We start from the raw sequence: 24,016 nt of genomic DNA, 5'->3' as shown, positions 1-24,016 counted from the left end.
GTTTCAGCGAATCTGGTGCTTGTGCAGCAGCCGGTAGAAGGTAGGCCGCGACACCCCAAGCACTTTCGCGGCAATGCTCATGTTGTTACTGTGGCGATCGAGCACGTCACATAACGCCTGGCGCTCGGCACGGTGCTTGTAGTCTTCCAGTGTTCCCAAGGGCTGCTCCTCCTGCTCCAGCACGTGCAGCCCTAAATCCTGAGCCTCGATCTGCCTGCCTTCGGCCAATACCAACCCACGGCGCACCCGGTTGGCCAGTTCACGCACATTGCCCGGCCAACTGTGACGGCCCATCGCGGCCAAGGCATGGTCACTGAACGTGCGTGGCCGGCGGCCTGTCTCCAGGCTGTAGAAATGCGAGAAATGGTTGGCCAGCATCGACAGGTCGCCATGCCGGTCACGCAGCGGCGCCGTCACCACCTGCAACACGTTGAGCCGGTAATACAAATCCTCTCGAAAGCGCCCCTGCTCTATGGCGCGCTCAAGGTCCACGTGGGTCGCAGCAAGGACCCGCACATCGACCGGGATAGGCTGGCTGCCGCCGACCCGTTCTATATGCTTTTCCTGGAGAAAACGCAGCAAGTTTGCTTGCAACTCCAGTGGCAAATCGCCAATTTCGTCCAAGAACAGCGTACCGCCATGGGCCGCTTCGATACGTCCAATCTTGCGCTGATGCGCACCGGTAAACGCCCCCTTCTCATGCCCGAACAACTCGGACTGTATCAAATGCTCAGGGATCGCCCCGCAATTGATGGCGATGAACGGCATTTCTTTGCGCTGCGACTGCCGATGCAGTGTACGTGCGACCAACTCCTTGCCAGTGCCGCTTTCACCGCGGATCAACACCGGCGATTCAGTGGGCGCCAATTTTCCCAGCAGCTTGCGCAATTCAAGAATCGGCCGACTGTCACCCAGCAATTCGTCTTCCAGGCCATCGATCGGCACTGCCCCTTTACCCCGCAGGCGCGCCATGCCAAATGCCCGTCCGAGCGTGACCATCACACGGGAAACGTCGAACGGCAGTGTATGAAAATCGAAGAACCACTCGCAGACGAAGTCACCGACATTCTGCATCCGCAATTGCTCGCCATTAAGCACCGCGATCCATTCGGTATTGCTGCGTTTGATCATGTCCTTGACTGCATCTGGATGGCGCAGGTGCGACTCCTGCAAGCGCAGCAAGCCAATATCGCAGCGATGCTCCAAGGCCAGGTCCAGGCTACAGCTGTGAACATTCCACCCGGCACTTTCGAGGCCAGGCAGCAGACGGTGGCAATCGTCGCAGGGATCGACGATGAGCAAGCGGCGAAGAGAGGCGCTTTCGTGCATGACCGTTCCTTGGCGCCAAATTGTGGTTTTTTACGTGAAAACAGTAAGTTGCGGCGCCTGTTTAACAGTAGCAACGAACATGGCGGCGCCCACTACCGTCTGTCTGCCCAATTCTTTCGCATCAGGCCGGGTCGGGAATTTTTCAAATTAATCAGCGTCACAGGCGGCGCAGTGCAATAAAAAAAATCATGCCGCCGCAAAATATTTACAAAAACTGTGTGACTCCGCCCCCAACTTGGAGCATCAGTACGAATAACCCCGCGCTGCAGATCGCGATACCCTGAAGCGACGTTGCAGTAATGCGGACTTGAATGTCGATGTTTGGGACCATAGAGAGACCGAACCATGAATGCCCCGCTCCGTGTCAACGAAGCCTTGCTGATCGCCGATCATGCCTTCGAACCCTTCCAGTGCGTCGCCTGGGATGCGCCCAACGGTACCGGTGAGCTGAGCCTGGCGGTGATCGACCGGACCAGCACCCGTATCGGCAGCAAGCAGGTGTCCTCGCATATCTATTCCGACCCGGCGCAATGGGCCAGTTTGATCGAGGAAGTGCGTGCCGAACTGTGTCAGAAAGGCTATGACCTGCAACCTTGGTCGATGCCCAAGTAATATCAATGGTTGCCTGCAAGTGCGTGCCGAGCACGCACCTTTGCAACTTCTCCAATGCCCTTTAGGCAACTTTTCAATTGCGACATAGTGTCGCGGCAGCCCTCGTGAAGTGGCTTAGTCCTTTATCCTGAATTGCTCAAGATGCTGGTAATCGGCTAGTAACTCTGCGGCCAATTGCCGCGACCGGCCCAGCCGAACTGGCGCCAATTCCATGTCTACCAATACCGTCGCGCAGGGCATGGGCTGCACGGCACGCCAACGCTGCAATCGGCCATCGGTAAACACCAGGCAACGCTGCAATTCCTGAGGGTGGGCCTTTTGTCGCGTCTGCAACCAACGCCGGGCTTGCTCCAGGGCAGCAATCAACGGAGTGCCGCCTCCGGCACCCAAGGCGTGTAGCCAAGGCTGCAGCGAGGCTGAGGCTTTCAAGCCATGACGCTGCCACTGAGGCGCGCCCCCACTGGCGGTCAGCAGCGCCAGTCGAGCGCGCTGTCGATAGGCCTGATCGAACAACTCGGCCAATAACCCTTTGCTCTGTGCCAGCGCCTGGTGGCGCCTGGTGGACGCTGACGCATCGACAATGATCAGCCACAATTCGCCAGCCTGAGCCCGGCGCTGCTGCCAGCAAAGGTCCTGGCGCAGGCGCGGGCGCCCGTTGAGCAGGGTCGCAAGCCACGCCACCCGCCCCGTTTGCGCCGCGCGCGCGCGTCCACGGCTGGCGCCAGGCACATTGCCGACTCGGGGCATGGCATCCGCCACCTTGCTGCCGGGTGGGCGGATGCTCAGGGCTTTTTTGCCCAGTTCGGCACCTCGCGCCGGGCGCCGCTGGCTACTGGCTGTGCAGGCAGCGCGCCCCAATCGCCCTGCCCGCCCTGGTCCGGCGCATCCATTCCGCCTGCCTGAGGTGGCGGCGAGGGCGGTTCGATTGCTGGCGACTCCCGGCGGCGATGGCGTAGGGCGAACTCCGCCACCGCATCGACATCGCCCTCTTCGATGGCCTCGCCGCCGCGCCAGGCGCAGTGGGCACGGGCGGCACGCAACCAGACCAGGTCGGCACGCAGGCCATCGACCCCGGCTGCAAAGCAGCGCTCGGTAATCCAGGCCAGGGCCTGGTCGTCCAAGGCGATTGCCGCCAGGGTCTGGCGTGCCGCCTGGCAGCGCTCACGCAACTGCGCCTGGGCCTGGGCCCATTGCTCGCAGAAGGCCTGCGGGTCGGTGTCGAAGGCCAGACGACGACGAATGATCTGCTGACGCGCGGCGGGTGCCGGCAATCCTTCGAGCACCACGTTCAGGCCGAAGCGGTCGAGCAGTTGTGGGCGTAATTCGCCTTCTTCAGGGTTCATGGTGCCGATCAAAACGAAGCGCGCACTGTGCCGATGGGAAATACCGTCCCGCTCGATGCGGTTGGTGCCGCTGGCAGCGACGTCCAGCAACAGATCGACCAATGTGTCGGGCAGCAGGTTGACCTCATCGACATACAGCACGCCACCATCGGCCTGGGCCAGCACGCCCGGTGAAAACTGCGCCTTGCCTTGCCCCAGCGCGGCATCGAGGTCGAGCGTGCCGACCAGACGTTCTTCGCTGGCGCCAAGTGGCAACGTCACGAACGGCCCTTCGCCGAGCAGGTCAGCTAGGCCGCGGGCCAGGGTACTTTTGGCCATGCCACGCGGCCCCTCGATCAGGACGCCGCCGATCTTCGGGTCGATGGCGGTCAGGCACAAGGCCAGCTTGAGGTCTTCGGCGCCGACCACGGCCGCCAGCGGAAATTGTACGGGTTCACTCATTTCAAGCCTGTTCCTCGCCGTCGAGCAATTGCTCTTCCAGGGCTTCGCGGTATTCACCGGGGGCTTCCCAGAGGCCGCGCTGCTGGGCCTCCAGCAGGCGCTCGGTGAGGTCACGCAGGGCCTCGGGATTGTGCTCGCGCATGAAAGTGCGGGTCGCCGGGTCGAGCACGTAGGCATCGGCCAGCGACTGGTAATGATGGTCGTCGATCAGGTGCGTGGTCGCGTCGAAGGCGAACAGGTTGTCGACGGTCGCCGCCAGTTCGAACGCTCCTTTATAGCCATGTCGCTTGGCACCGTCGATCCACTTGGGGTTCAGGGCGCGCGCGCGGATGACGCGGTTCAGTTCCTCCTTGAGGGTGCGGATGCGCGGCCGGTCTGCCTGACTGTGGTCGCCGTGGTAACTGGCCACTGCGCTGCCCGACAAGGTCTCGGAAGCGGCCAGCATGCCCCCCTGGAACTGGTAATAGTCATTGGAGTCGAGCAAGTCGTGCTCATGGTTGTCTTGATTCTGCAGAACCGCCTGCATTTGACCCAGGCGCCGAGCGAACTGAGCCCGCGCGGGTGTGCCTTCGTCGCTGGCGCCATAGGCATAGCCGCCATGATTGAGGTACACCTCGGCCAGGTCGTCACGGCTGTGCCACAGGCGGCCATCAATGGCATTCTGCACCCCGGCACCGTATGCGCCCGGCTTGGCGCCGAATACACGCCAACCGGCCTGGCGTGCAGCCTGCTCAGCCTCCACGCCTTGCGCCTGCAAGGCTTCACGTTCGCTGCGCACCCGCGCGGCCAGGGGGTTGGCATCATCCGGTTCGTCCAGCGCCGCTACCGCCTGAACGGCCGCATCGAACAGGCGAATCAGGTTGCCGAAGGCATCGCGGAAAAAGCCCGATACTCTTAAGGTTACATCCACCCGAGGGCGATCGAGCACGCTCAACGGCAGGATCTCGAAGTCATCGACGCGCTGGCTGCCGGTGGCCCACACCGGCCGCACGCCCATCAGCGCCATGGCCTGGGCGATGTCATCGCCACCTGTGCGCATTGTCGCGGTGCCCCATACCGAGAGACCGAGTTGGCGCAAGTGATCTCCGTGGTCCTGGAGATGGCGCTCAAGGATCAGGTTGGCCGAAGCGAAACCCAGGCGCCAGGCCGTGGTGGTGGGCAGGTTGCGTACATCGACGGTATAGAAGTTGCGGCCGGTGGGCAGCACATCCAGGCGTCCACGGCTAGGTGCACCGCTGGGGCCGGCCGGCACGAAGCGCCCGGCCAGGGCTGCAAGCAGTCCATTGATTTCAGCCGCCCCGCAAGCGTCAAGATTGGGCGCAACTTGGTCCAATAAGGCTTGCATTACCTCGTGTACTGGCTGCCAGTGAGTCTCGACGGGCAATTGAAGGCTACCGTTCAGCGCTTGCTCGATAACCTGCAGCGCCAATAGCTCAAGGCGCTCGCGGGTGTCACCGCAGGTGCGCCATGCTGATTCGCTGATGGCTTGCAGCAGCGCTGGGCGCGGGCCAGCCCAATTTTGCCCGAGATCGCAGTCCAACGGGTCGAAGCCCAGCACCAGGGCCTTGGCGAGCGTGCGCAGCACGCTGGCATTGCCGCCCCGGCCATCGCCGCGCTCTACTCGCAGCAGTGCCAGCAACGTGTCGATCCGCAGACGTGCCTGCGGGGACTCGCCAAATACATGCAAACCGTCTCGAATCTGCGATTCCTTGAGGTCGCACAGGTAGGTATCCAGGCGCGGCAGCCACACGTCGGCATCATCCAACTGGCCTTCCAGCTGCAGTTCTCGGTCGATGTGGTTGGCCTTCACCAAGTCAAGAATGTCGCCCTGCAGTTCTCGGGCGCGCCGTGGGTCGAGCATCTGCGCTTCGTAGAATTCGTCGGCCAGTTGCTCTAGATGGCGCAGTGGCCCGTAGGTTTCGGCACGGGTCAGCGGCGGCATCAGGTGGTCGATGATCACCGCTTGGGTGCGGCGCTTGGCCTGGGCACCCTCGCCCGGGTCGTTGACGATGAAGGGATAGATATTCGGCAGCGGGCCCAGCAGCGCATCAGGCCAGCATTGGGCAGACAGGCCGACGCCCTTGCCGGGCAGCCACTCCAGGTTGCCGTGCTTGCCGACATGGATGACCGCATCGGCAGCGAAGGCATGGCGCAGCCAGAAATGGAACGCCAGGTAGCCGTGCGGCGGCACCAGGTCCGGGTCGTGGTAGACGGCACTGGGGTCGACCTGATAGCCACGCGCCGGCTGGATACCGACGAAGGTCAGGCCAAAACGCAGGCCAGCGACCATTAGACGGCCGCTGCGGTACATCGGGTCCTGCTCGGGCGGGCCCCAACGTTCCAGCACGGCCTGGCGGTTAGCTTCGGGCAGGCGGTCGAAGGCAGCCTGATAATCCGCCAGGCTCAGGCTTTGCGCGCAAGGGCGCTGGTCGAGGTGTTCAAGATCGTTGGTGACACCGCCAAGCAACTGGTGGATCAGTTGCGTGCCGCTGCTTGGCAGTTCGGCCAGCGGGTAGCCTTCAGCTTGCAGGGCTTTGAGGATGTTCAGGGCCGCTGCAGGCGTATCCAGCCCGACGCCGTTGCCGATGCGTCCATCACGGGTCGGGTAGTTGGCCAGCACCAACGCCACGCGTTTCTGCCCATTGGGCAGGCGTGCCAATTCGACCCAGCGCCGCGCCAGTTCGGCGACGAAGTCCATACGCTCGGGGTGGGCGCGGTAGCAGACCACATCGGACTGGCTGCGCTCGCTGCGCCAGGCCATGTCCTTGAAACTCACCGGGCGGGTGATGATGCGCCCGTCCAGTTCAGGCAAGGCAATGTGCATCGCCAGGTCGCGGGCGCCCAGGCCCTGCTCGCTAGCCTCCCAGCCGGGTTGGTTGTCCTGCGCGCAGATCGCCTGCAGCACCGGTATGTCGCGCCGGAACGGTCGCAGGTTGGGGCGTTCCGGGCTGGACAGGGCAAAGCCTGTGGTGTTGATCAGCACCTCGGCGCCCACTTCGTCCAGCCAAGTTTCAACCTGCTCAAGGCAGGTGCTTTCCTTGAGGCTGGCGACGGCGATCGGCAGCGGGTTGAGCCCGGCGGCCAGGAGCCGTTCGCAGAAAATATCGATGAACGCGGTGTTGGCCGCCTGCAGGTGCGAGCGATAGAACAGCAACGGCGCCACCGGATGTTCCGGGTGCCATTGGGCGTACCAGTCCTCCAGGGCGGCAGCGGGTATGTGCGGGTGGTAGATCGAGGTGCGTGGCAATGGCTGCGGCGCATCCCAACTGTAATCACGGCCCAGCCACTGATTGGCCAGGCACTTGAACAGGTTGACCGCGTTGGCCTTGCCGCCTTGGCGCAAGTAATGCCACAGGCGCTCGGCCGGCTCGCCAGTGACCGTGCCAAGGCCGGTCAGCTCGGGGTCGGGCCGGTCGTCACCCGGCACCAGGATCAACTGCACCCCGCGCGAGGCCAGTTCGACCAATTGCTCGACCCCATAGCGCCAGTAACCGACGCCGCCGTGCAACGACACCAGGATCACCTTGGCATGGCGCAGTACCTCGTCGATGTACAGGTCGACCGAGGCATGGTTCTGCACTTGCATGGGGTTGGCCAGGCGCAGGCTGGGGTAGTCATCCGGCAGTTGCTCGGCAGTTTCAGCGAGCAATGCAAGGTGCGAATCGCCGCTGCAGAGGATCACCAGTTCGGCGGGCGTCTGGCCGAGGTCGGCGATGCTGTCGTCCGGCACGAAACCGCCGGGCTGGGTCCGCAGCAGGTGCATGGGTCAGGCGCCCAGGGCTTGGCGCAGGCGCGCTTCCAATTGCACGGCATCCAGGTCCTGGCCGATCAGCACCAGGCGCGTGATGCGCGGCTCGTCGCTACGCCAGGCGCGGTCGAAGTGCTTGTCGAAGCGGGTGCCCACGCCCTGTACCAGCAGGCGCATCGGTTTGCCGGGGATGGCCGCGAAGCCCTTGGCGCGCAGGATCCCGAACTCCACCACCAACTGCGTCAGCGCATCGAGCAACAGGGCTTCGTCGGCCTCAGGCAGGTCAATGGAGATGGAATCGAAGGCGTCATGGTCGTGGTCGTCATGATCGTCGCCGTCGTGGTGCGAATCATGGTGAGTACGGCGGCCATCGATGTGCGCCTCCGACTCCGCGCCCACGCCCAGCAGCACTTCGAGCGGCAAGCGCCCGCTGCTGGCTTCGATCACCTTGACCGCAGGCGGCAGTTCTTCGGCAACCTCAGCGCGCACTTTGGCCAGGCCCTCGGCGTCGATCAGGTCGGCTTTGTTCAGCACCACCAGGTCGGCGCTGGCCAGCTGATCGGCAAACAGCTCATGCAGGGGCGATTCATGGTCCAGGTTGGGGTCGAGTTTGCGCTGGGCGTCGACCTGGTCCGGATAGGCGGCGAAGGTGCCGGCGGCTACGGCCGGGCTGTCAACGACGGTAATGACCGCATCAACCGTGCAAGCGTTACGGATTTCCGGCCACTGGAAGGCTTGCACCAGCGGCTTGGGCAGGGCCAGGCCGCTGGTTTCGATGAGGATGTGATCGAGGTCGCCGCGGCGCGCCACCAGCTCGCGCATTACCGGGAAGAACTCTTCCTGAACGGTGCAGCACAGGCAGCCGTTGGCCAACTCATAGACCCGGCCGCTGGCCTCTTCCTCGGTGCAGCCGATGCTGCACTGTTTGAGGATTTCGCCGTCGATGCCGAGCTCACCGAATTCGTTGACGATGACCGCGATGCGGCGGCCCTGGGCGTTGTCCAACATATGCCGGAGCAAGGTGGTCTTGCCCGAGCCGAGGAAGCCGGTGACGATGGTGACGGGGAGCTTGGCCAGTGTTTTCATGTCGCGTTGCCCTTGGCAGGATGGCGCGGGCATGCGGGACGAAAGCCGCGGGCCAGGTGGCCGGGCTCGTTCGCCACCGGATCACCCCGCCCGGTTGAAAGTCGAAAACGTCACGAGGCAGGTCTCCTGGCTTGCACCGTTGCGCCCCCTCATTGAACAGGGGCTGGCGGGATGACGCCTTCCCGCGCCAGGGCGCAGTGGCTGTGTCGATCCGTTTCGGTGCTTACAGTTGCGGGGGCAGCCGCGGCTTGTACCGCGTTCCCGTCTTAGCTTCGGCGTGGCCGAAGAACCTCGAAGCGGCAAGGCTACGCGGGGGGTGGTGGCTGGTCAACTCATGGCTTGAGATTTGTGCTGCCCCTGAGATCGAGCGCCGCGCGGGCGGCGCTCGATCTCAAGAGCAACATAAAACTCAAGCGAACACTACACACCACCTCACCAATTGACGCAAACCCTCCCCCGTGCTCTCCTTACACCTCGCGTTCAGGTGCCCCCACGGGGGTGAAACGGGAAACCGGTGCGTCGCAAGCCCTCACCAGGGCGCGACAAACCCGGTGCTGCCCCCGCAACGGTAAGCGAGTGAAACGTCTGGACCACTGTGCCACGCAGTACGGCATGGGAAGGTGACGCTTTACCAGGAGCCCTGCTCCTCCTCGCAAGCCCGGAGACCGGCCTGGCGTTCATGAACACCCCGCGGTGGGCGGGCGCTGTCGCATTCCCCTGGGCCATTCAAGCCCGGGGTTGTCGCGCTCGCCTGTGCCCCGTTGCCCATACAAAAGCAAAGCAGAGGAACGCGTCATGCCCATCACCAGCACCAAGCACGCTATCGCCACTCCCGTCACCCTCAGCCAGCGCGTGGTCATCGCCGCCGCCGCCAGCCTGCTGGGCCTGTGCCTGGTCTACTTCGCCGGTTTTTCGCACCTCGAAGCCGTGCACAATGCCGCGCACGACACCCGCCACAGCGCCGCCTTCCCCTGCCACTGAGACCGCCCCATGATCAAGCGCATTGCCCGCACCGCCGGGTTCAGCGGCCTGCTTGCAGCCTTGCTGCTCACCCTGCTGCAAAGTTTCTGGGTGGCTCCGCTGATTCTGCAGGCGGAAACCTACGAGTCGGCGGCGCCTGCCGTCGAGCAGCACAGCCATGACGGTGAAGCAGCCGTTGCCCATGAACATGCAGCCGGGCATGAACACAGCGAAGAGGCCTGGTCGCCGGAAGACGGCTGGCAGCGCATCCTCTCCACCACCGGTGGCAACCTGGTCGTCGCCGTCGGCTTTGCGCTGATTCTCGCGGCCCTGTACAGCCTGCGCGAGCCCAACCGAGTCAGCACTGGCGCGCTCTGGGGCCTGGCCGGCTTCGCCGTGTTCTGCCTGGCGCCCACTCTGGGACTGCCGCCTGAGCTGCCCGGCACTGCCGCCGCCGACCTCGGCCTGCGTCAGAGCTGGTGGATCGGTACCGCTGCCAGCACCGCCATCGGCCTGGCGCTGCTGGTGTTTGCCCGGCACTGGCTGCTCAAGGCGCTCGGCGTGGCATTGCTGGTGATGCCCCATGTCATTGGCGCACCACAGCCCGATGTCCACGCAAGCCTGGCCCCTGAAGCCCTGGAAACTCAGTTCAAGATCGCTTCGTGGCTGACCAATGCCGCCTTCTGGCTGGCCCTGGGACTGCTCAGTGCCTGGTTGTATCGCCGCTCAAGCCAGGCCTGATGGCCAGCGAACAGCCGCAGGTGGCGCTGTACGCCGGCTTCGGTTGCCGCCGAGGCTGCCCGGCGGATGCGCTCGACGCCCTGCTGCGCCAAGCGCTGGACCGCCATGGTCTGGCGCTGTCTGCGTTGCAGGGCATCGCCAGCATCGCCTTGAAAGCCGACGAGCGTGGCCTGCAACAACTTGCCAAACGCCTCAACCTGCCGTTGGTTATATTCGAGGCCAACCAGCTGCAGGCGTTCGAGCCCCTGCTCAGCCACCGCTCCGCGAAAGCCTTCGCCCACAGTGGCTGCTGGGGCGTTGCGGAGAGCACAGCGCTGGCCTTGGCGCATCTTGATCACGGCCGTGTCACGCTTCGGGTGACACGGCAGACGCTCGGCACTGCCACCCTCGCCCTCGCCTGCGGCGATTAATCGCAACATCCAAGGATTTCTCATGACGGTCTACTTCATTGGTGCCGGCCCCGGTGACCCCGAACTGATAACGGTCAAGGGGCAACGGCTGATTCGTCAATGCCCAGTGATCATATACGCCGGCTCCCTGGTACCCGCCGCCGTACTCGAAGGCCATCAGGCCGAAACGCTCATCAACAGTGCCGAACTGCACCTGGAACAAATCATCGACGCCATGCGCTCAGCGCATGCAAAAGGCCAGGACGTGGCCCGCGTACACAGTGGCGACCCCAGTCTGTATGGGGCTATCGGCGAGCAGATCCACCACCTGCGCGAACAGGGTATCGATTACCAGATCATCCCCGGGGTCACGGCCACCGCCGCCAGCGCCGCCTTGCTGGGCTGCGAGCTGACCCTGCCGGAAGTAGCGCAGACCGTCATCCTCACGCGTTACGGCGACAGCTCGCCGATGCCAGCCGGGGAGCAACTGGGCGACCTTGCCCGGCATGGCAGCACCTTGGCCATCCACCTAGGTGTCAAGCACCTGGCACGGATCGTCGACGAACTATTGCCCCATTACGGCAGCGGCTGCCCTGTGGCCGTGGTGCACCGCGCGACCTGGCCGGACCAGGACTGGGTGCGCGGCACCCTCGGCGATATCGTCGAACAGGTTGGCGCCAAAGGCTTTCGTCGCACGGCACTGATCCTCGTCGGGCACGTGCTGGGTGACGCGCCGTTCACCGCCTCTGCCTTGTATCGCGCCGGACATTCGCACCTCTATCGGCCAGGCGACTAACCGTTGCCAAGCAGCCAATGGCCGGAGCAGACTCCAGGTTCCTAACCACGGACTGGAGTCATGCCCATGCTGGCGCTACGCCCTAATTGCGAATGCTGCAATGTCGATCTGCCGGGCGATAGCCCTGATGCGCTGATCTGCTCGTTCGAATGCACCTTCTGCCGCCGTTGTGCCGACACTCACTTCCATGGTCGCTGCCCCAACTGCTCCGGCCAGTTGCTTGCTCGCCCCCCCCGCGTCGGCCAGTCCTTGAGTAACAATCCTGCTTCGACCCAGCGCGTCCTGAAACCCCACGCTGGCTGTAAGTAACCAATCATTGCAAGTGACGTCGAATTCAACCCGAAGATGCCTGTTTTCAGGCATTTTTGTAGGATTTTTCGACAACGCCAACCTCATTAGTCAACGGATCTATACTCGCCATTACCAAGGCGTCGGAATGGACGTATCGTGCTGCGCTGCAGAAAGATCTTGCAGACGTATTCCTGATTAGCCCAGGGAAACGGCCCACATTCCGACAGGAGTTATCCTCATGACAACCGTGCTGATCGTCGATGACCACTCAACCGTTCGATTTGCCGTACGCATGCTGCTTGAGCGCGAGCGCTTTCAAGTCATAGGTGAAGTCGACAACGGCAGCGAAGTGGCGCAGGTAGCACGCAAGCTGCAACCCGACGTCGTGGTCCTGGACATCGGCCTTCCTGGTCTCGACGGGATGGAGGTGATCAAACGCCTGCAGCAGCTCGAGCATTCGCCCAAGATCATGGTACTGACCGGCCAGGCCACCGACTTGTATGTACGCCGCTGCCTGGATGCCGGTATTGGCGCATTCGTGACCAAGAGCGAAGACCTCGACGCCGTCGTCTTTGCGCTCAAGGCCCTGGTCAAGGGCTATTCCACCTTCCCGCAGATGGCAGTCAACAGCAATACGCTGGACAGTGAGCCGACACGCCTGGGCAGCCTGTCCAACCGTGAGATGGAAGTGCTGAGACGGCTGTCCAACGGCGAAAACAACAAGCACATCGGCAGTCAGATGAACCTGAGCGCCAAGACCATCAGTACTTACCGGGGCCGGATCATGGACAAGCTCAAGACGGAGTCACTGGTCGAGATGGTGGATCTGGCCAAGCGCAACAACGTCAACTGAGCGCAATCATCATGAAGCGCACGTTGGTTGGCCTGCTACTGGCTATCAGCCTGGCCTGCTGCCCAGCCGCAACGCTGGCTGATGCCGAGCCGCGCCAGTTACTGGCGAGGGCCATCAGCGCTACGTCACCGTTACAGCTGGACGCTCAGGACCGCCAGTGGCTGCAGCAGCGCAAGGTTCTGCTACTGGGTAGCTCACGGCCCGACTATCCACCGTTCGAAATCAACATCAGCCCGAATGATTATGAAGGCTTGAGCGCCGACTACGCCGGGCTGATCGCCGAGCAGTTGGGCGTGCCGATCGAGGTCAGGCGCTTTGCCAGCCGCCATGAAGCGATCGCCGCCCTGCGTGAGGGCACTATCGACTTGCTGGGCAGCTCCAACGCTTTCGAGGCCGCGGATGCCCAGCTCAGCCTTAGCCTGCCCTATGCCGACGACATGCCAGTCATCGTCACCCGCGAAGGCCGTACGCTGAAACACAACAGGGACCTGGCGGGCCTGCGACTGGCCATGGTCGATCACTACCTGCCCGGCGAGACCGTTCGCAGTCTCTACCCCAGCGCGCAGTTGAGTTTCTACCGTTCCACCCTGGCGGGCCTTGCAGCCGTCGAACTGGGCGAGGCCGACGCTTATCTGGGCGACGCGATCAGCACCGACTTCCTGATCGGCAAAAGCTACCAGGGCATGGTCAAGATCGACCATTTCTGCCAGGTGCCGGCCGCGAGCTTTTCCTTTGCCCTGGCCGGTGACAACCCACGCTTGCGACGCTTGATCGATACCGCCCTGGCGAGAATCAACGAAAGCGAACGGTTGAGCATCCTGCGCCGCTGGACCAGTGGCAACACCAGCCTGCTGCTCGAGCGCCACCTCTCTGCACTGACTGTTGAAGAACAGGCCTGGATAGACAGCCATCCAACCGTTAGCGTACTGGTCGACACTGCGCTCGCGCCCTTGACGTTCAACGATAACCAGCAGCGTGCCAGCGGTATAACCATCGACCTGCTCAAGCAAATCACCCTACGTACCGGCCTGCAGTTCAACCTTACCGAACGCAACGCGGTCCAGACCATGGTCGAGCAGGTGGCACACAGCGAAGCGCAAATGATCGGGGCCTTGGGCTACGGCACCGAGCGCGCCGAACAGCTGCGCTATACCCGTCCCTATCTGGTCAGTCCCAGAGTACTGGTCACGCGCAGCCAGGCCGCCTGGCCTTTGCAGGCCAGAGGCCTGGATGGACAGCGCATAGCCCTGCTGCGTGGGTCGCCGTTGCGAGCCGACGTGCAACGCCAATACCCGCAAGCCACAGTGGTCGAAGTGAACAACCCGCTGGGGTTAATGGAAGCCGTGGCCAACGGCGACGCGGATGTCGCCTACAGCAGCCACATCAACGCGGCGTACTACATCAACCATGTCTTCAAGGACAAATTGCGCATTGCCAGCGTGCTAGGGGACGACCCGGCGATCGCCGCGTTCGCTGTCGCTCCCGACCAGCCGCAACTGCAGGCCATTCTTGACAAGGCCCTGCTGAGCATTCCGCCGGAAGAGCTCGACCAGCTGATCAATCGCTGGCGCAACAGCACCGTGGTCAGTGACAGCCCATGGCGCAATTACCGCACGCTGGCGCTGCAAGTGCTGGTGCTGTCTGCATTGCTACTGGCCGGCGTGGTGTTTTGGAACAGCTACCTGCGCAAGCTGATCCACCAACGCACCGAAGCCCAGCGCGCACTGCAGGCGCAGTTGGCGCTCAGCCGCGGCTTGCTTGAACAATTGCGCCAGGCCAAGGACGATGCCGAGCAAGCCAGCCAGACCAAGAGTACGTTTCTGGCGACCATGAGCCACGAGATCCGTACCCCCATGAATGCAGTCATTGGCTTGCTCGAAATGGCGCTCGAAGATAGCCGAGCCGGACGTTGCGATGCCTTGGCGCTGCAGACTGCGCACAATTCGGCCGTCGGCCTGCTAGCGCTGATCGGCGATATTCTGGATATCTCACGCGTGGAGTCTGGTCACATGACCCTGCAACCGGTGGCCACCGACCTGGTCGAGTTGGTCCGCACCACCCTCAGGGTGTTCGAGGGCAATGCCCGAACCAAAGGACTGAAACTGCAGGACGAGCTGCCAAAAGGCCCGGTATGGATGCTGGTGGACCCCACGCGGCTCAAACAGATCCTCTCCAACTTGCTGAGCAACGCCATCAAATTCACCGACCACGGCGAGGTACAAGCCACCCTTCTGCTCAAGTCGCAGAGCGCTGACCGTCTCATTCATGTGGAACTCAGCGTGCGGGACACCGGCATCGGCATTGGCCTGGAGGACCAGGCTCGTCTGTTCAATGCCTTCGCACAGGCTAAAGGCCCCAGGTCGAGCCAGGGCGCCGGCCTGGGCCTGGTGATCAGCCGGACCTTGGCCGAACTCATGGGCGGCACCTTGAGCTTGCAAAGCGTCGAAGGCGTGGGCACCCGGGTTTTGGTCCAAATGGACCTGCCTATCAGCGAACCACCCACGCCCATCGAACCCAACCTGCCTAATCAGGAAATCGCAACGGGGCCTCTGAAGATTCTGGTAGTCGACGATTACCCGGCCAACCTGCTGCTCTTGGAAAAACAACTAAACAGCCTGGGCCATCAGGTAACCCTGGCCGAAAATGGTCAAACGGCGCTGGCTCAATGGCAAGTCACACGTTTTGACATGGTCATCACCGACTGCAGCATGCCGGTAATGGATGGCCACGAGCTCACCCGCAGGATTCGCCAGCAAGAGCAGGTACTTTCAATTCCTGCCTGCAAGATCTTGGGCGTCACTGCCAACGCCCAGGCCGAAGAACGAGCACGTTGCCTGGCCAGCGGTATGGATGACTGCCTGTTCAAGCCGATTGGCCTGCGAGCACTCCGCCTTCACGTGCCGCAGGCTCACCCAGAGCCGAAGGCGTCAAAGCCTACGGCAAGCGGCTTCAACCTGAGCGAACTGCGCCATCTGACCCTGGACGATGATCAGTTAGTACGGCGCCTACTCGAACAACTGTCGCACAGCGCCAGCGAAGATCTTGCCGCGCTACACGCACTTGGCAACGCCCCGGACTGCGACGCGGTGCGCACGGTCACCCACCGCATCAAGGGCGGCGCCAAGATGCTCAAGGTGCGGGGCGTGGTGCAGGATTGCGAGGCCATCGAACAGGCCCAGGCCGAGGGCTTACCCACCGACGCGCTGCGGCTGCAACTGAAAACCAGCCTGCAGCATTTGCAGCACGAACTGGACGAGGCCCTCAGTGCAATTGCAGCGTCGAGTTGATCTGGCTAATCGCGTCGACAACGTGGCGTGAGCCCTGTTGTATCTCCATGATCACTGTGCCGGCCTCATTGGCCAGGGCAACGCCTCGCCCCGTGCGGGTCAGGCTGGACTGCATGCTGGCCACCGCAGTGAGTGACAGGTCGTGGTTCTGTCGCACCACATCGACGATCTCCAGGGTGGCCTTGCTGGTTCTGGCTGCCAAGTTGCGCACTTCATCGGCGACTACGGCGAAGCCGCGCCCATGCTCACCGGCGCGGGCGGCCTCGATGGCGGCATTCAAGGCCAGCAAGTTGGTCTGGTCGGCGATCCCGCGAATGGTCAGGACGATCTGCCCAATCACATCCGACTGCTTGCTCACCGCGTCGATGCTGCGCGCCGCGTCGTTGAGTTCCTGGGAAATCTGCTCGATCACTTCTACCGTCTGCTGCACCACCTCGGTGCCCTTGCGCGCGCAAGCATCGGTCTGCACTGAACTGGCATGGGCAGCGTCGGCGGCGCTCTGCTGGGTGCTGACTTGCGCGGTGATGTCGCTGGCGAACTTGACCACCTTATACAGCCGGCCCTTACTGTCAAAGATCGGGTTGTAGGAGGCTTCCAGATAGACCGTCTGGCCTTGCTTGTTAACGCGCTCGAAGCGGTGCGAGTGGTACTCACCACGGTTCAACGAAGCCCAGAACTCCCGGTAGCCGACCGATTCACGCTCATGCGCCAGGCAAAACAGCCCGTGATGCCGACCCACCACCTCTTCCAGGCGATAACCCATGGTGGCGAGGAAATTCTGGTTGGCTTGGATCACCCGGCCCTGGGGGGTGAATTCGACCACGGCCATGGAGCGGCCAATGGCCTTGAGCAGGCTTTGGCTCTCGTGCTCATCCTTGACCCGCTGGCTGATATCGGCCGCCACTTTGATCACGCTGGTGACTTGCTGACGTTCGTTGAGCACCGGCATGTAGCTGGCCTCTAGCCACACCTCACGGCCTCCCTTATCGACACGCTCGAACGTGCCGCTGATGGCCTTGCCCTCCCCCAATTCGCGCCACAGTTGCTGGTACTCGGCAGTCTTGGCGTAAGCCGGGTCGCAGAACAGCCGATGGTGCTTGCCGCGCAGCTCCTCGATGCTGTAGCCCATCGCCTGGCAAAACTGCGCATTGGCATCGAGAATGGTGCCGTCGGGCGCGAACTCGATCATGGCCATGCTACGGCTGATTGCCGCAAGCTTTGCCTGGGTTTCAGCAAGGGCTTGGCGAGTGCGCTGAATTTCGATCAGATCAGACTTGCGATGAAAATCGAACATGGCGCCGGGGTCCTTTATGCGCGGGGTTTCCTGAGCATAGATCGGCGCCGCAGGCGTGCAAGCACACTGCTATCACTTAGTTATTAGTGACAAAGAAAAGTCAGGAGCTTTCGCGCACCATCAACTCAAAACCCAGGTCCTGCTGTGCGGTCGCCACTCGCTTGCCGTCGAGCAATGCCAGCAATGCCTGCGCAGCACCCCGACCAACGGCTGCCCTGGGCGTACGAATCGAAGTTAGCCGCGGGACCATGTGCGCAGACGCTGGCAAGTCATTGAAGCCGACCATGGCCACTGCCCTCGGAACCTCGATGCCTTGGCGCAGCGCCTGTAACACTGCGCCCTGGGCGAGGTCGTCGTTGCAGAAGAAGATGCCATCCACATCGGGCGTCTGGGCCAGCAACTGGCTGAACAGCTCACTGCCCAGGGCAATGGACGAGGGCTGGGGCGAGAGGATCTCCAGCTCCGTGTCGGCCATGCCGGCTTCGGCCAGCGCTTGGCGAAATCCTTCGGCTCGCTGCATCACCCGAGGGTCGAGCTGCGCGGCGATGAACGCCAGACGTCGCCGGCCGCGCTCAAGCAAGTGCCGCGCCGCAGCACGCCCGGCCTGCTGCTGGGAAAACCCGACAGACAAAGCACCAGGCTGACCGCCCAGTTCCATCATGTGCACGCAAGGCACCCCGCTGGCCGCCAGCATCTGCCGCGCGGCATCGCTGCGGTCGAAACCCGTTAGCAGCATGCCGCACGGCTGGTACGCCAGGTAATTGCGGATCAGGTTTTCTTCTTCGTCGACATCGTAGTGATAGTTGCCAATCAGCACTTCAAGCCCGCGAGGGCGCATTACCTCGTGAATGGCTTCAAGGGTGTCGATGAACAACTGGTTGGACAGCGAGGGAATCAGCACTACCACCGACTGGCTACGCGCAGACGCCAGTGCCCGGGCCGCCGGGTTGGCCACATAACCCAGACTGGCTGCAGCGGCCAGCACCTTTTCCACCAAATCTGGGGCAACGGTACTCACTCCGCGCAACGCGCGTGAGGCGGTAATCGGGGAGACCCCGGACAGCCTGGCCACTTCTGCCAGGGTGGGACGACCGGTAGTGCGGGAGCCAGATCGAGACATGTGTGTTGTAATTTTACTACTTGCAAGGGAGGGGAACGGCCACTAAGGTAGCGCTGTCTCAGGACGCAGGCAATGTAATCTTTGGTGGTGGCCACTACACGCCCCCTGCCAAGCGTCCATACTGCGTAACGACAAGATCAATAACACGGAGAGGTGGCGTTTCGTCTGTGCCGAGACAGCGCTACCTCATCCCGCAGGAGGTACTGATGAATTCTCCCCTGTCCGCCATTGTGGTGATGGGCGTAGCCGGTTGCGGCAAAAGTAGCATGGGTGCTGCCATCGCTGAAAAAAGCGGCGGCCGCCTGATCGAGGGCGACGCGTTCCACCCTGCCGAAAATATCCAGAAGATGAGCGCTGGCACGCCCTTGAACGACGACGACCGGGCCGGCTGGCTGGTGCGCCTGGGCGAGGAGCTGCAGGCTACGGTCAAGGCCGGCGAGCGCCCGATCCTCACTTGCTCGGCACTCAAGCGCAGTTACCGCGACACGCTGCGCGATGCGATGCCAGGACTGGTATTCGTGTTCCTCGAGCTTACCCCCGCTGAAGCGGAAAAGCGCGTACTGGCCCGCCCCGGCCACTTCATGCCGGCGAGCCTGATTGACAGCCAGTTCGCTGCCCTTGAGTCACCGCGCGGGGAACCAATGACCCTGGCCCTGGATGCCACGCTACCCCTCGTCATGCTCGCCGGATTGGTCGACGACTGGCTAAAGCCCTGCGGTGAGCGGAGCCTGGCGCGAACCGCCTGAATCCGGCGGTTTTTCCAGCTCACCTAAGACAGCGCTGTCTCGACACCTGAAAGCGGCGAAGATTCAATTAAAGCAACGCCAAAAACAACGATAAGACCGAGGCCTTAAAACCATGTTCGGACTGGCTACAGATACCTACCTGCTGCTCGATGCCCTGGTAACCATCATCGGGCTGATCCTGCTGATCACCCATTTCAAGGTCCACCCCTTCGTCGCCCTGACCATTGCCGCGGGCTTTCTCGGCCTGACCTCCGGCATGCCGGTGGCCAAGGTCATGAAATCGTTCCAGGACGGTTTCGGTGGTGTGCTTGGATTCGTCGGCATCGTCCTTGCCCTGGGCACCATGCTTGGCAAGCTAATGGCCGACTCCGGGGGGGCCGACCAGATCGCGCAAACGTTGATTCGCGCCTTCGGCAAGAAGAACGTGCACTGGGCCATGATGTTCGCCGCTTTCCTGGTCGGCATCCCGCTGTTCTTCGAAATCGGCTTCGTGCTGCTGATTCCGCTGGTGTTCATCGTCGCCCGGCGCTCGGGCGTATCGCTGATCAAGATCGGCATCCCGCTGCTGGCAGGCCTTTCCGTGGTGCACGGCCTGGTGCCTCCGCACCCGGGCCCGCTGCTGGCGATCGGCATCTTCAAGGCTGACATTGGCAAAACGATCTTCTACGGCCTGCTGGTGGCGCTGCCCACGGCGATCATTGCCGGCCCCTTGTTCGGTAATTTCATCTCCCGCTACATCCCCGGCAACCCGTCGCAAGAACTGATGGACCAGATTGCCAAGGAGTCCGACCAAAGCAATCTGCCGAGCTTCACCATTACCTTGGTCACCGTGTTGCTGCCAGTGGTGCTGATGCTGCTCAAGACCTTCGCTGACGTGGTGCTGCCGGCCGAGCATATCGTCCGCCAGTGGATGGACCTGATCGGTCACCCGATCACCGCCCTGCTCGCCGCCCTGTTGCTGGCCTTCTACACCTTCGGCTCGGCGCGTGGCTTCAGCCGCCAGCAGATCATGAAGATGCTCGACCAGAGCCTGGCGCCGACCGCAGCCATCGTGCTGATCGTCGGCGCAGGCGGCGGCTTCAAGCAGATGCTGGTCGATACCGGGGTCGGCAATGTGATCGGGCAGATGGCCGTGCAGGCAGAAATTTCCCCGATCATGCTGGCCTGGCTGGTAGCGGCGGTGATCCGCATCGCCACAGGTTCCGCGACCGTCGCGACCATCACTGGTGCCGGTATCGTTGCCCCGGTGATCGACCTGGTGCCCGGGGTCAACCGGGAACTGCTGGTGCTGGCCACCGGTGCTGGCTCGCTGATCCTGTCCCACGTCAACGATGCCGGTTTCTGGCTGGTCAAGCAGTACTTCAACATGACAGTGGCCGAAACCTTGAAGACCTGGACCATGATGGAGACCATCCTTTCGGTGGTCGGCATCATCTTCATCATGGCGCTGTCGACGGTGGTGTGACCGCTGATCGGGGTGATGGCACCTTGGCGCCTGGGGTAGGGCCGAACAGTTGTACAAGCCCTACCCTCGCAAAGGAGTTTGCCCATGATCCGCACCAGTGTGTTGCTCGCCGCCCTGCTCGCCGCGCCGATGGCCCTTGCGGTCGGCACGGGAACGACCTACCCCGACGACCCACACAACCCGGCGCCGAAGCCGGGTGTGGACAGCACCCTCAACCCGATCGAAAAGCCCATGCCGCGGGCTACTGACCCGCGCATTCAGGGTAATGACCCGGAAAGTCCGCCCGCCAAGCAGAATGACAACCGCGATTTGCCGGGGATGGATGGCAGTGGGTCGGAAGGTAATGGTGCGCAGGGGGGGACCGGGTCGGACGGCGGGCAGCGTTAGTCAGTTTCGGCCTATTCGCGGGCAAGCCCGCTCCCACAGGTATGGCGCTGGTGTTGATTTCAGCGCTGACCCTGCGGGAGCGGGATTGCCCGTGAAGAAACCGGTGCAGACATCATCACCACTGTCGCTTGTCGGGCCTGGTCAGGCCCAGTTTTTCGATTCGGTAGCGCAGCATATCCCGCGAAAGCCCGAGCATCCGTGCCGACTTGGTGACGTTCCAATCCGTGCGATCCAGCGTTTTGCACACCAGGTCCCGCTCCATGTCCGGCAGGCTGGTGCCCGGCTCCGGTTCGTGCCGCGGCATTTCGTACAAGGTGGCCGTCGGCTGCGCCATCGGCTCGTCGACCAAGGTCATGCACAAGTTCAGCTGATGCGCCTGCACCACCTCGTTGGGCGCCAGCAACACCGTCTGCTCCAGCATGTTGCGCAACTCGCGCACGTTGCCCGGCCAGCTGTAACTCAGCATCAAGCCCTCGGCCTCGGCACTGAAGCGCAGATTCGGTTTGCCATATCGGCGCCCATGATGAGCAAGGAAATGCCTGGCCAGCAACAGGATGTCCTGCCCACGCGCGTATAGGCGTGGCACCTTCAAGGCGATGATGCGCAGACGGAAGAACAGGTCACGGCGAAACTTGCCCTGCTGCACCATCTGTTCCAGGTTGCAGTTGGTGGCGCTGATCACCCTCAGGTCGACCTTACGCTCCTTGACCGCACCGATCCGGCGAATGCTGCGGTCTTCCAGCAGCTTGAGCAACTTGGCCTGCAATACCAGGTCCATTTCGCCGATTTCATCGAGGAACAGCGTGCCGCCATCGGCCGCCTCGACAAGCCCTACGCGGCGCTCCTTGGCATCGGTGAAGGCACCTTTCTCATGGCCGAACAACTCAGCTTCCAGCAGGTTGGCCGGGATCGACGCACAGTTGAATTCTATGAACGGCCCCTTGCTGCGCAAGCCGTCGAAGTGCAGCGCGCGGGCGACCAGCTCCTTGCCGGTGCCGGTTTCACCTTCGACCAACACCGGAGGCAGGTCATCACTGGCCATGCGCCGCTCGGCATCGAGCACCTGACGCAAGGTGTGCTTGAGCGTCAGCATCGCCGGCGACTCGCCGATCAGCGCCTGCAGCCCGGATTTCTGCGCCTCGCGCTCTTGATAGAACGTCAGCGTGCGCTCCATACGCTCGGTGGCCAGGGCCTTCTCCAGCGTCAGCTTCAGCTCGGCCAGCACCACCGGCTTGGTCAAGTAATGGAACGCGCCCTCCTTCATCGCCTGCACGGCATCTTCGACGTTGCCGTAGCCCGTCATCATGATGACCTTGAGCTCCGGTGCCTGCACCACCAGCGTGCGCAACAAGTCGTGGCCGTTCATGCCCGGCAGCGAATTGTCGGTGAGCACCGCATCGGGTTGGACGCGCTTGATTTGCTCCAGCGCCAGCTCGGCCGTATTGCAGACAGTCACCTCGAAGCCCTTGAGGTTCAGATAGGTAGAAATATTATTGGCAAGGATTTCATCATCCTCGACTACCAGGATGCTGTGCTCCATGTTCCCCTCCCGCTGCGATATTGAAAGTGAGGCTGACGCGGGTTCCTTCCTCTTCACGGCTGCTCAGGCTGACCGAGCCGCCGAAACGTTCCATGATCCGCTTGGCCAGCGCCAGGCCCACACCCAGGCCGCCCTGTTTGGTGGTGAAAAACGGCTTGAAGACCATTCGTTCCTGCTGCTTGGTCATGCCTTTGCCGGTGTCAGTAAGCAGCAATTCGACGCGCTGGCCATCCTGGACACTGACTTGGGCGCGCAACTCACCGCCCGTTGGCATGGCTTCGATGGCATTGGAAAACAGGCTGTTGAGGATCTGCGACAACTGCAGCGGCTGGCTGGCCACCCACTGCACCGGCGGCCCTTCGAAGGAAAACCGCACCGCGTTGCGCTCGATCTGCCGGGTAAAGGCCTGGCGGGTGTCGTCGATGGCAGCCACCAGGTCCACGGCCTCGGCGCTGTCGCTGGTCGGGCGCAGCGACACCAGCAGCTCGCGCACCCAGCGCGACATGCGGTCAACCTGGTTGATGATGTCGACAATGTTCTGCTGTGCCTGGGGGCTGGCGATTTCCTGCGCCAGTTCCGCGCTGGAGCGAATGTTGGCCAACGGGTTGCGCATGCTATGCGCCACCGCCGATGACATCTCGCCCAGGGCGACATAGGTTTCGCTGGCCACCAGCCGCTCCTGTTGATGGCTTAGCATCGACGCCGCACGCCGCACGATCCAGAACAGGCCGAAATAGATCAGCGCCCCGCCCACCAGGGTCGAAGCCCAGATCAGCACATATCCGCGCTGGATACGCCGAATCAGGTCCTGCGGCTCTTTGTAGATCTCGACCATCGCCATGACCTGTTCGCCCTGGCTGTCGAACAACGGGATGTAGTTCTCGATGAACAGGTAGTGCGGCTCGCGCTCGAACCTCTGCTCCTCGCGGTCCTCTTCGGCCTTGTGGTAGCTGGCCGACACTGCCTTGCGCGAACGGAATGCACGGTCCAGGTCGCCATCGGCGGCAATTCGTTTGCCGATCAATTCGGCGTTGGTGGACCAGACGATGGTGCGGTCGCGAGCGTAGACGTTGGCCAGCAGCGTGTCGGGCAGGTGCTCGACATGATCGAGGAACTCGGTCCGGGTCGACTCGGCCAGCGCCGGGCTGACCTGCAGATGTTGCTGATCCAGGCGCGGGTCGAGCAGCTCGCCCATGGTGGTGCCGGGCGGCAGCTGCGAATGGCGCACCTCGGCCTGGGCCATGGCCTGGATGAATTGGGCGGTGAGCATGGCGTCGCGTTCGACACTGTCACGCACCACGAAGCGCGTCGAAACATAGCCCAGGCCAACCGCTACAGAGGCAATGATCAACAGGCTGATCACGGAAAACCAGCGCAGTAGATTGAACTCGCGAAGGGGAGCGGCTAAGCCGCTGCCGGGTTGCGCAGAAGTCCTGTCGAGCACATCCGTATCCAGCGTCTGCATCGCTTCGTTCCCGCCCTATGAATGCGTTTGACCGTTGCAAAAAATTAGCCACAACAACACATAAAATTTAAATTCCTATATTTCAATAAGTTAAATAATTTTCCTGTATTTGATTCGAGATTA

General features: G+C 62.5%; 19 protein-coding genes, 2 pseudogenes and 2 riboswitches. Of the genes and pseudogenes, 11 read left to right on the top strand and 10 right to left on the bottom strand.

Going from position 1 to position 24,016, the window contains the following annotated elements; translation table 11 throughout:
- Window positions 1-3: 3 nt before the first annotated feature.
- Complete coding sequence (locus ACZ6YA_RS13130) at window positions 4-1,329, bottom strand: sigma-54 dependent transcriptional regulator (protein WP_465897553.1); 1,326 nt, start codon at window positions 1,327-1,329, stop codon at window positions 4-6.
- 345 nt (window positions 1,330-1,674) lie between these two features.
- On the opposite strand from ACZ6YA_RS13130, the gene ACZ6YA_RS13125 reads away from it, so the two are divergent.
- Entirely contained in the window at window positions 1,675-1,941 is a 267-nt protein-coding gene (locus tag ACZ6YA_RS13125) for a hypothetical protein (RefSeq protein WP_400803234.1), read from the top strand.
- Between the two features lie 114 nt (window positions 1,942-2,055).
- Here the strand turns inward: ACZ6YA_RS13125 and ACZ6YA_RS13120 are convergent, their stop codons facing one another.
- The 4 genes from ACZ6YA_RS13120 to cobW are packed head-to-tail and all read right to left on the bottom strand — an operon-like array spanning window position 2,056 to window position 8,559.
- On the bottom strand, window positions 2,056-2,688 hold the full coding sequence (locus ACZ6YA_RS13120) for a vWA domain-containing protein (protein ID WP_465897552.1): 633 nt from the start codon (window positions 2,686-2,688) through the stop codon (window positions 2,056-2,058).
- A 35-nt stretch (window positions 2,689-2,723) separates the two neighbouring features.
- Window positions 2,724-3,725: an ATP-binding protein gene (locus ACZ6YA_RS13115; RefSeq protein ID WP_465897551.1), complete on the bottom strand. Its 1,002-nt coding sequence runs from the start codon at window positions 3,723-3,725 to the stop codon at window positions 2,724-2,726.
- Between the two features lies 1 nt (window position 3,726).
- Window positions 3,727-7,488: a cobaltochelatase subunit CobN gene (gene cobN, locus ACZ6YA_RS13110; protein WP_465897550.1), complete on the bottom strand. Its 3,762-nt coding sequence runs from the start codon at window positions 7,486-7,488 to the stop codon at window positions 3,727-3,729.
- A 3-nt stretch (window positions 7,489-7,491) separates the two neighbouring features.
- Window positions 7,492-8,559 (bottom strand): cobalamin biosynthesis protein CobW, encoded by a 1,068-nt coding sequence (gene cobW, locus ACZ6YA_RS13105; RefSeq protein WP_465897549.1) that lies wholly within the window; start codon window positions 8,557-8,559, stop codon window positions 7,492-7,494.
- Between the two features lie 99 nt (window positions 8,560-8,658).
- Window positions 8,659-8,868: riboswitch (cobalamin riboswitch) on the bottom strand.
- A 156-nt stretch (window positions 8,869-9,024) separates the two neighbouring features.
- Window positions 9,025-9,247: riboswitch (cobalamin riboswitch) on the top strand.
- 107 nt (window positions 9,248-9,354) lie between these two features.
- Here cobW and ACZ6YA_RS13100 point away from each other — a divergent pair.
- The 7 genes from ACZ6YA_RS13100 (at window position 9,355) to ACZ6YA_RS13070 (ending at window position 15,876) form a co-directional block, all read left to right on the top strand.
- Window positions 9,355-9,540, top strand: a complete 186-nt coding sequence (locus tag ACZ6YA_RS13100; RefSeq protein WP_400803223.1) for a CbtB domain-containing protein — start codon at window positions 9,355-9,357, stop codon at window positions 9,538-9,540.
- 9 nt (window positions 9,541-9,549) lie between these two features.
- Window positions 9,550-10,260: a CbtA family protein gene (locus ACZ6YA_RS13095; protein ID WP_465897548.1), complete on the top strand. Its 711-nt coding sequence runs from the start codon at window positions 9,550-9,552 to the stop codon at window positions 10,258-10,260.
- Window positions 10,260-10,670, top strand: coding sequence for a cobalamin biosynthesis protein (locus tag ACZ6YA_RS13090; protein WP_465897547.1), 411 nt, complete (start codon window positions 10,260-10,262; stop codon window positions 10,668-10,670). Before ACZ6YA_RS13095 ends, ACZ6YA_RS13090 begins: the two co-directional genes overlap by 1 nt.
- A 22-nt stretch (window positions 10,671-10,692) precedes the next feature.
- Window positions 10,693-11,445, top strand: a complete 753-nt coding sequence (cobM, locus tag ACZ6YA_RS13085) for a precorrin-4 C(11)-methyltransferase (protein ID WP_465897546.1) — start codon at window positions 10,693-10,695, stop codon at window positions 11,443-11,445.
- Between the two features lie 66 nt (window positions 11,446-11,511).
- Window positions 11,512-11,754 (top strand): DUF1272 domain-containing protein, encoded by a 243-nt coding sequence (locus ACZ6YA_RS13080; RefSeq protein ID WP_465897545.1) that lies wholly within the window; start codon window positions 11,512-11,514, stop codon window positions 11,752-11,754.
- 220 nt (window positions 11,755-11,974) lie between these two features.
- Window positions 11,975-12,589, top strand: a complete 615-nt coding sequence (locus ACZ6YA_RS13075) for a response regulator (RefSeq protein ID WP_465897544.1) — start codon at window positions 11,975-11,977, stop codon at window positions 12,587-12,589.
- 11 nt (window positions 12,590-12,600) lie between these two features.
- Window positions 12,601-15,876: a transporter substrate-binding domain-containing protein gene (locus tag ACZ6YA_RS13070; RefSeq protein WP_465897543.1), complete on the top strand. Its 3,276-nt coding sequence runs from the start codon at window positions 12,601-12,603 to the stop codon at window positions 15,874-15,876.
- Here the strand turns inward: ACZ6YA_RS13070 and ACZ6YA_RS13065 are convergent.
- From ACZ6YA_RS13065 to gntR, 3 genes and pseudogenes are all read right to left on the bottom strand, one after another.
- Window positions 15,851-16,282: pseudogene (locus tag ACZ6YA_RS13065) on the bottom strand (methyl-accepting chemotaxis protein); the annotation flags it as partial. The gene ACZ6YA_RS13070 and the pseudogene ACZ6YA_RS13065 overlap by 26 nt on opposite strands.
- A gap of 105 nt (window positions 16,283-16,387) precedes the next feature.
- Window positions 16,388-17,170: pseudogene (locus tag ACZ6YA_RS13060) on the bottom strand (PAS domain-containing protein); the annotation flags it as partial.
- A gap of 100 nt (window positions 17,171-17,270) precedes the next feature.
- Window positions 17,271-18,290 carry an HTH-type transcriptional regulator GntR gene (gntR, locus tag ACZ6YA_RS13055; protein WP_465897542.1) on the bottom strand — a complete coding sequence of 340 codons (1,020 nt, stop codon included), beginning with the start codon at window positions 18,288-18,290 and terminating at the stop codon, window positions 17,271-17,273.
- 206 nt (window positions 18,291-18,496) lie between these two features.
- Between gntR and ACZ6YA_RS13050 the strand changes: the two genes are divergently transcribed.
- The 3 genes from ACZ6YA_RS13050 to ACZ6YA_RS13040 all read left to right on the top strand — a co-directional run bounded on the left by ACZ6YA_RS13050 (window position 18,497) and on the right by ACZ6YA_RS13040 (window position 20,888).
- Complete coding sequence (locus ACZ6YA_RS13050) at window positions 18,497-19,036, top strand: gluconokinase (protein ID WP_465897541.1); 540 nt, start codon at window positions 18,497-18,499, stop codon at window positions 19,034-19,036.
- Between the two features lie 112 nt (window positions 19,037-19,148).
- Window positions 19,149-20,501: a GntP family permease gene (locus tag ACZ6YA_RS13045; RefSeq protein ID WP_465897540.1), complete on the top strand. Its 1,353-nt coding sequence runs from the start codon at window positions 19,149-19,151 to the stop codon at window positions 20,499-20,501.
- Between the two features lie 84 nt (window positions 20,502-20,585).
- Window positions 20,586-20,888: a hypothetical protein gene (locus ACZ6YA_RS13040; RefSeq protein ID WP_465897539.1), complete on the top strand. Its 303-nt coding sequence runs from the start codon at window positions 20,586-20,588 to the stop codon at window positions 20,886-20,888.
- A 115-nt stretch (window positions 20,889-21,003) separates the two neighbouring features.
- On the opposite strand, the gene ACZ6YA_RS13035 is transcribed toward ACZ6YA_RS13040, so the two are convergent.
- On the bottom strand, window positions 21,004-22,428 hold the full coding sequence (locus ACZ6YA_RS13035) for a sigma-54-dependent transcriptional regulator (protein ID WP_465897538.1): 1,425 nt from the start codon (window positions 22,426-22,428) through the stop codon (window positions 21,004-21,006).
- Window positions 22,397-23,893: an ATP-binding protein gene (locus ACZ6YA_RS13030; RefSeq protein ID WP_465897537.1), complete on the bottom strand. Its 1,497-nt coding sequence runs from the start codon at window positions 23,891-23,893 to the stop codon at window positions 22,397-22,399. Before ACZ6YA_RS13030 ends, ACZ6YA_RS13035 begins: the two co-directional genes overlap by 32 nt.
- Between the last annotated feature and the right edge of the window lie 123 nt (window positions 23,894-24,016).

This window comes from Pseudomonas sp. NPDC090752 (assembly GCF_055584805.1).
The sequence above is the reverse complement of the archived record's forward strand: the minus strand, read 5'-3'. Positions and strand labels throughout refer to the sequence as shown.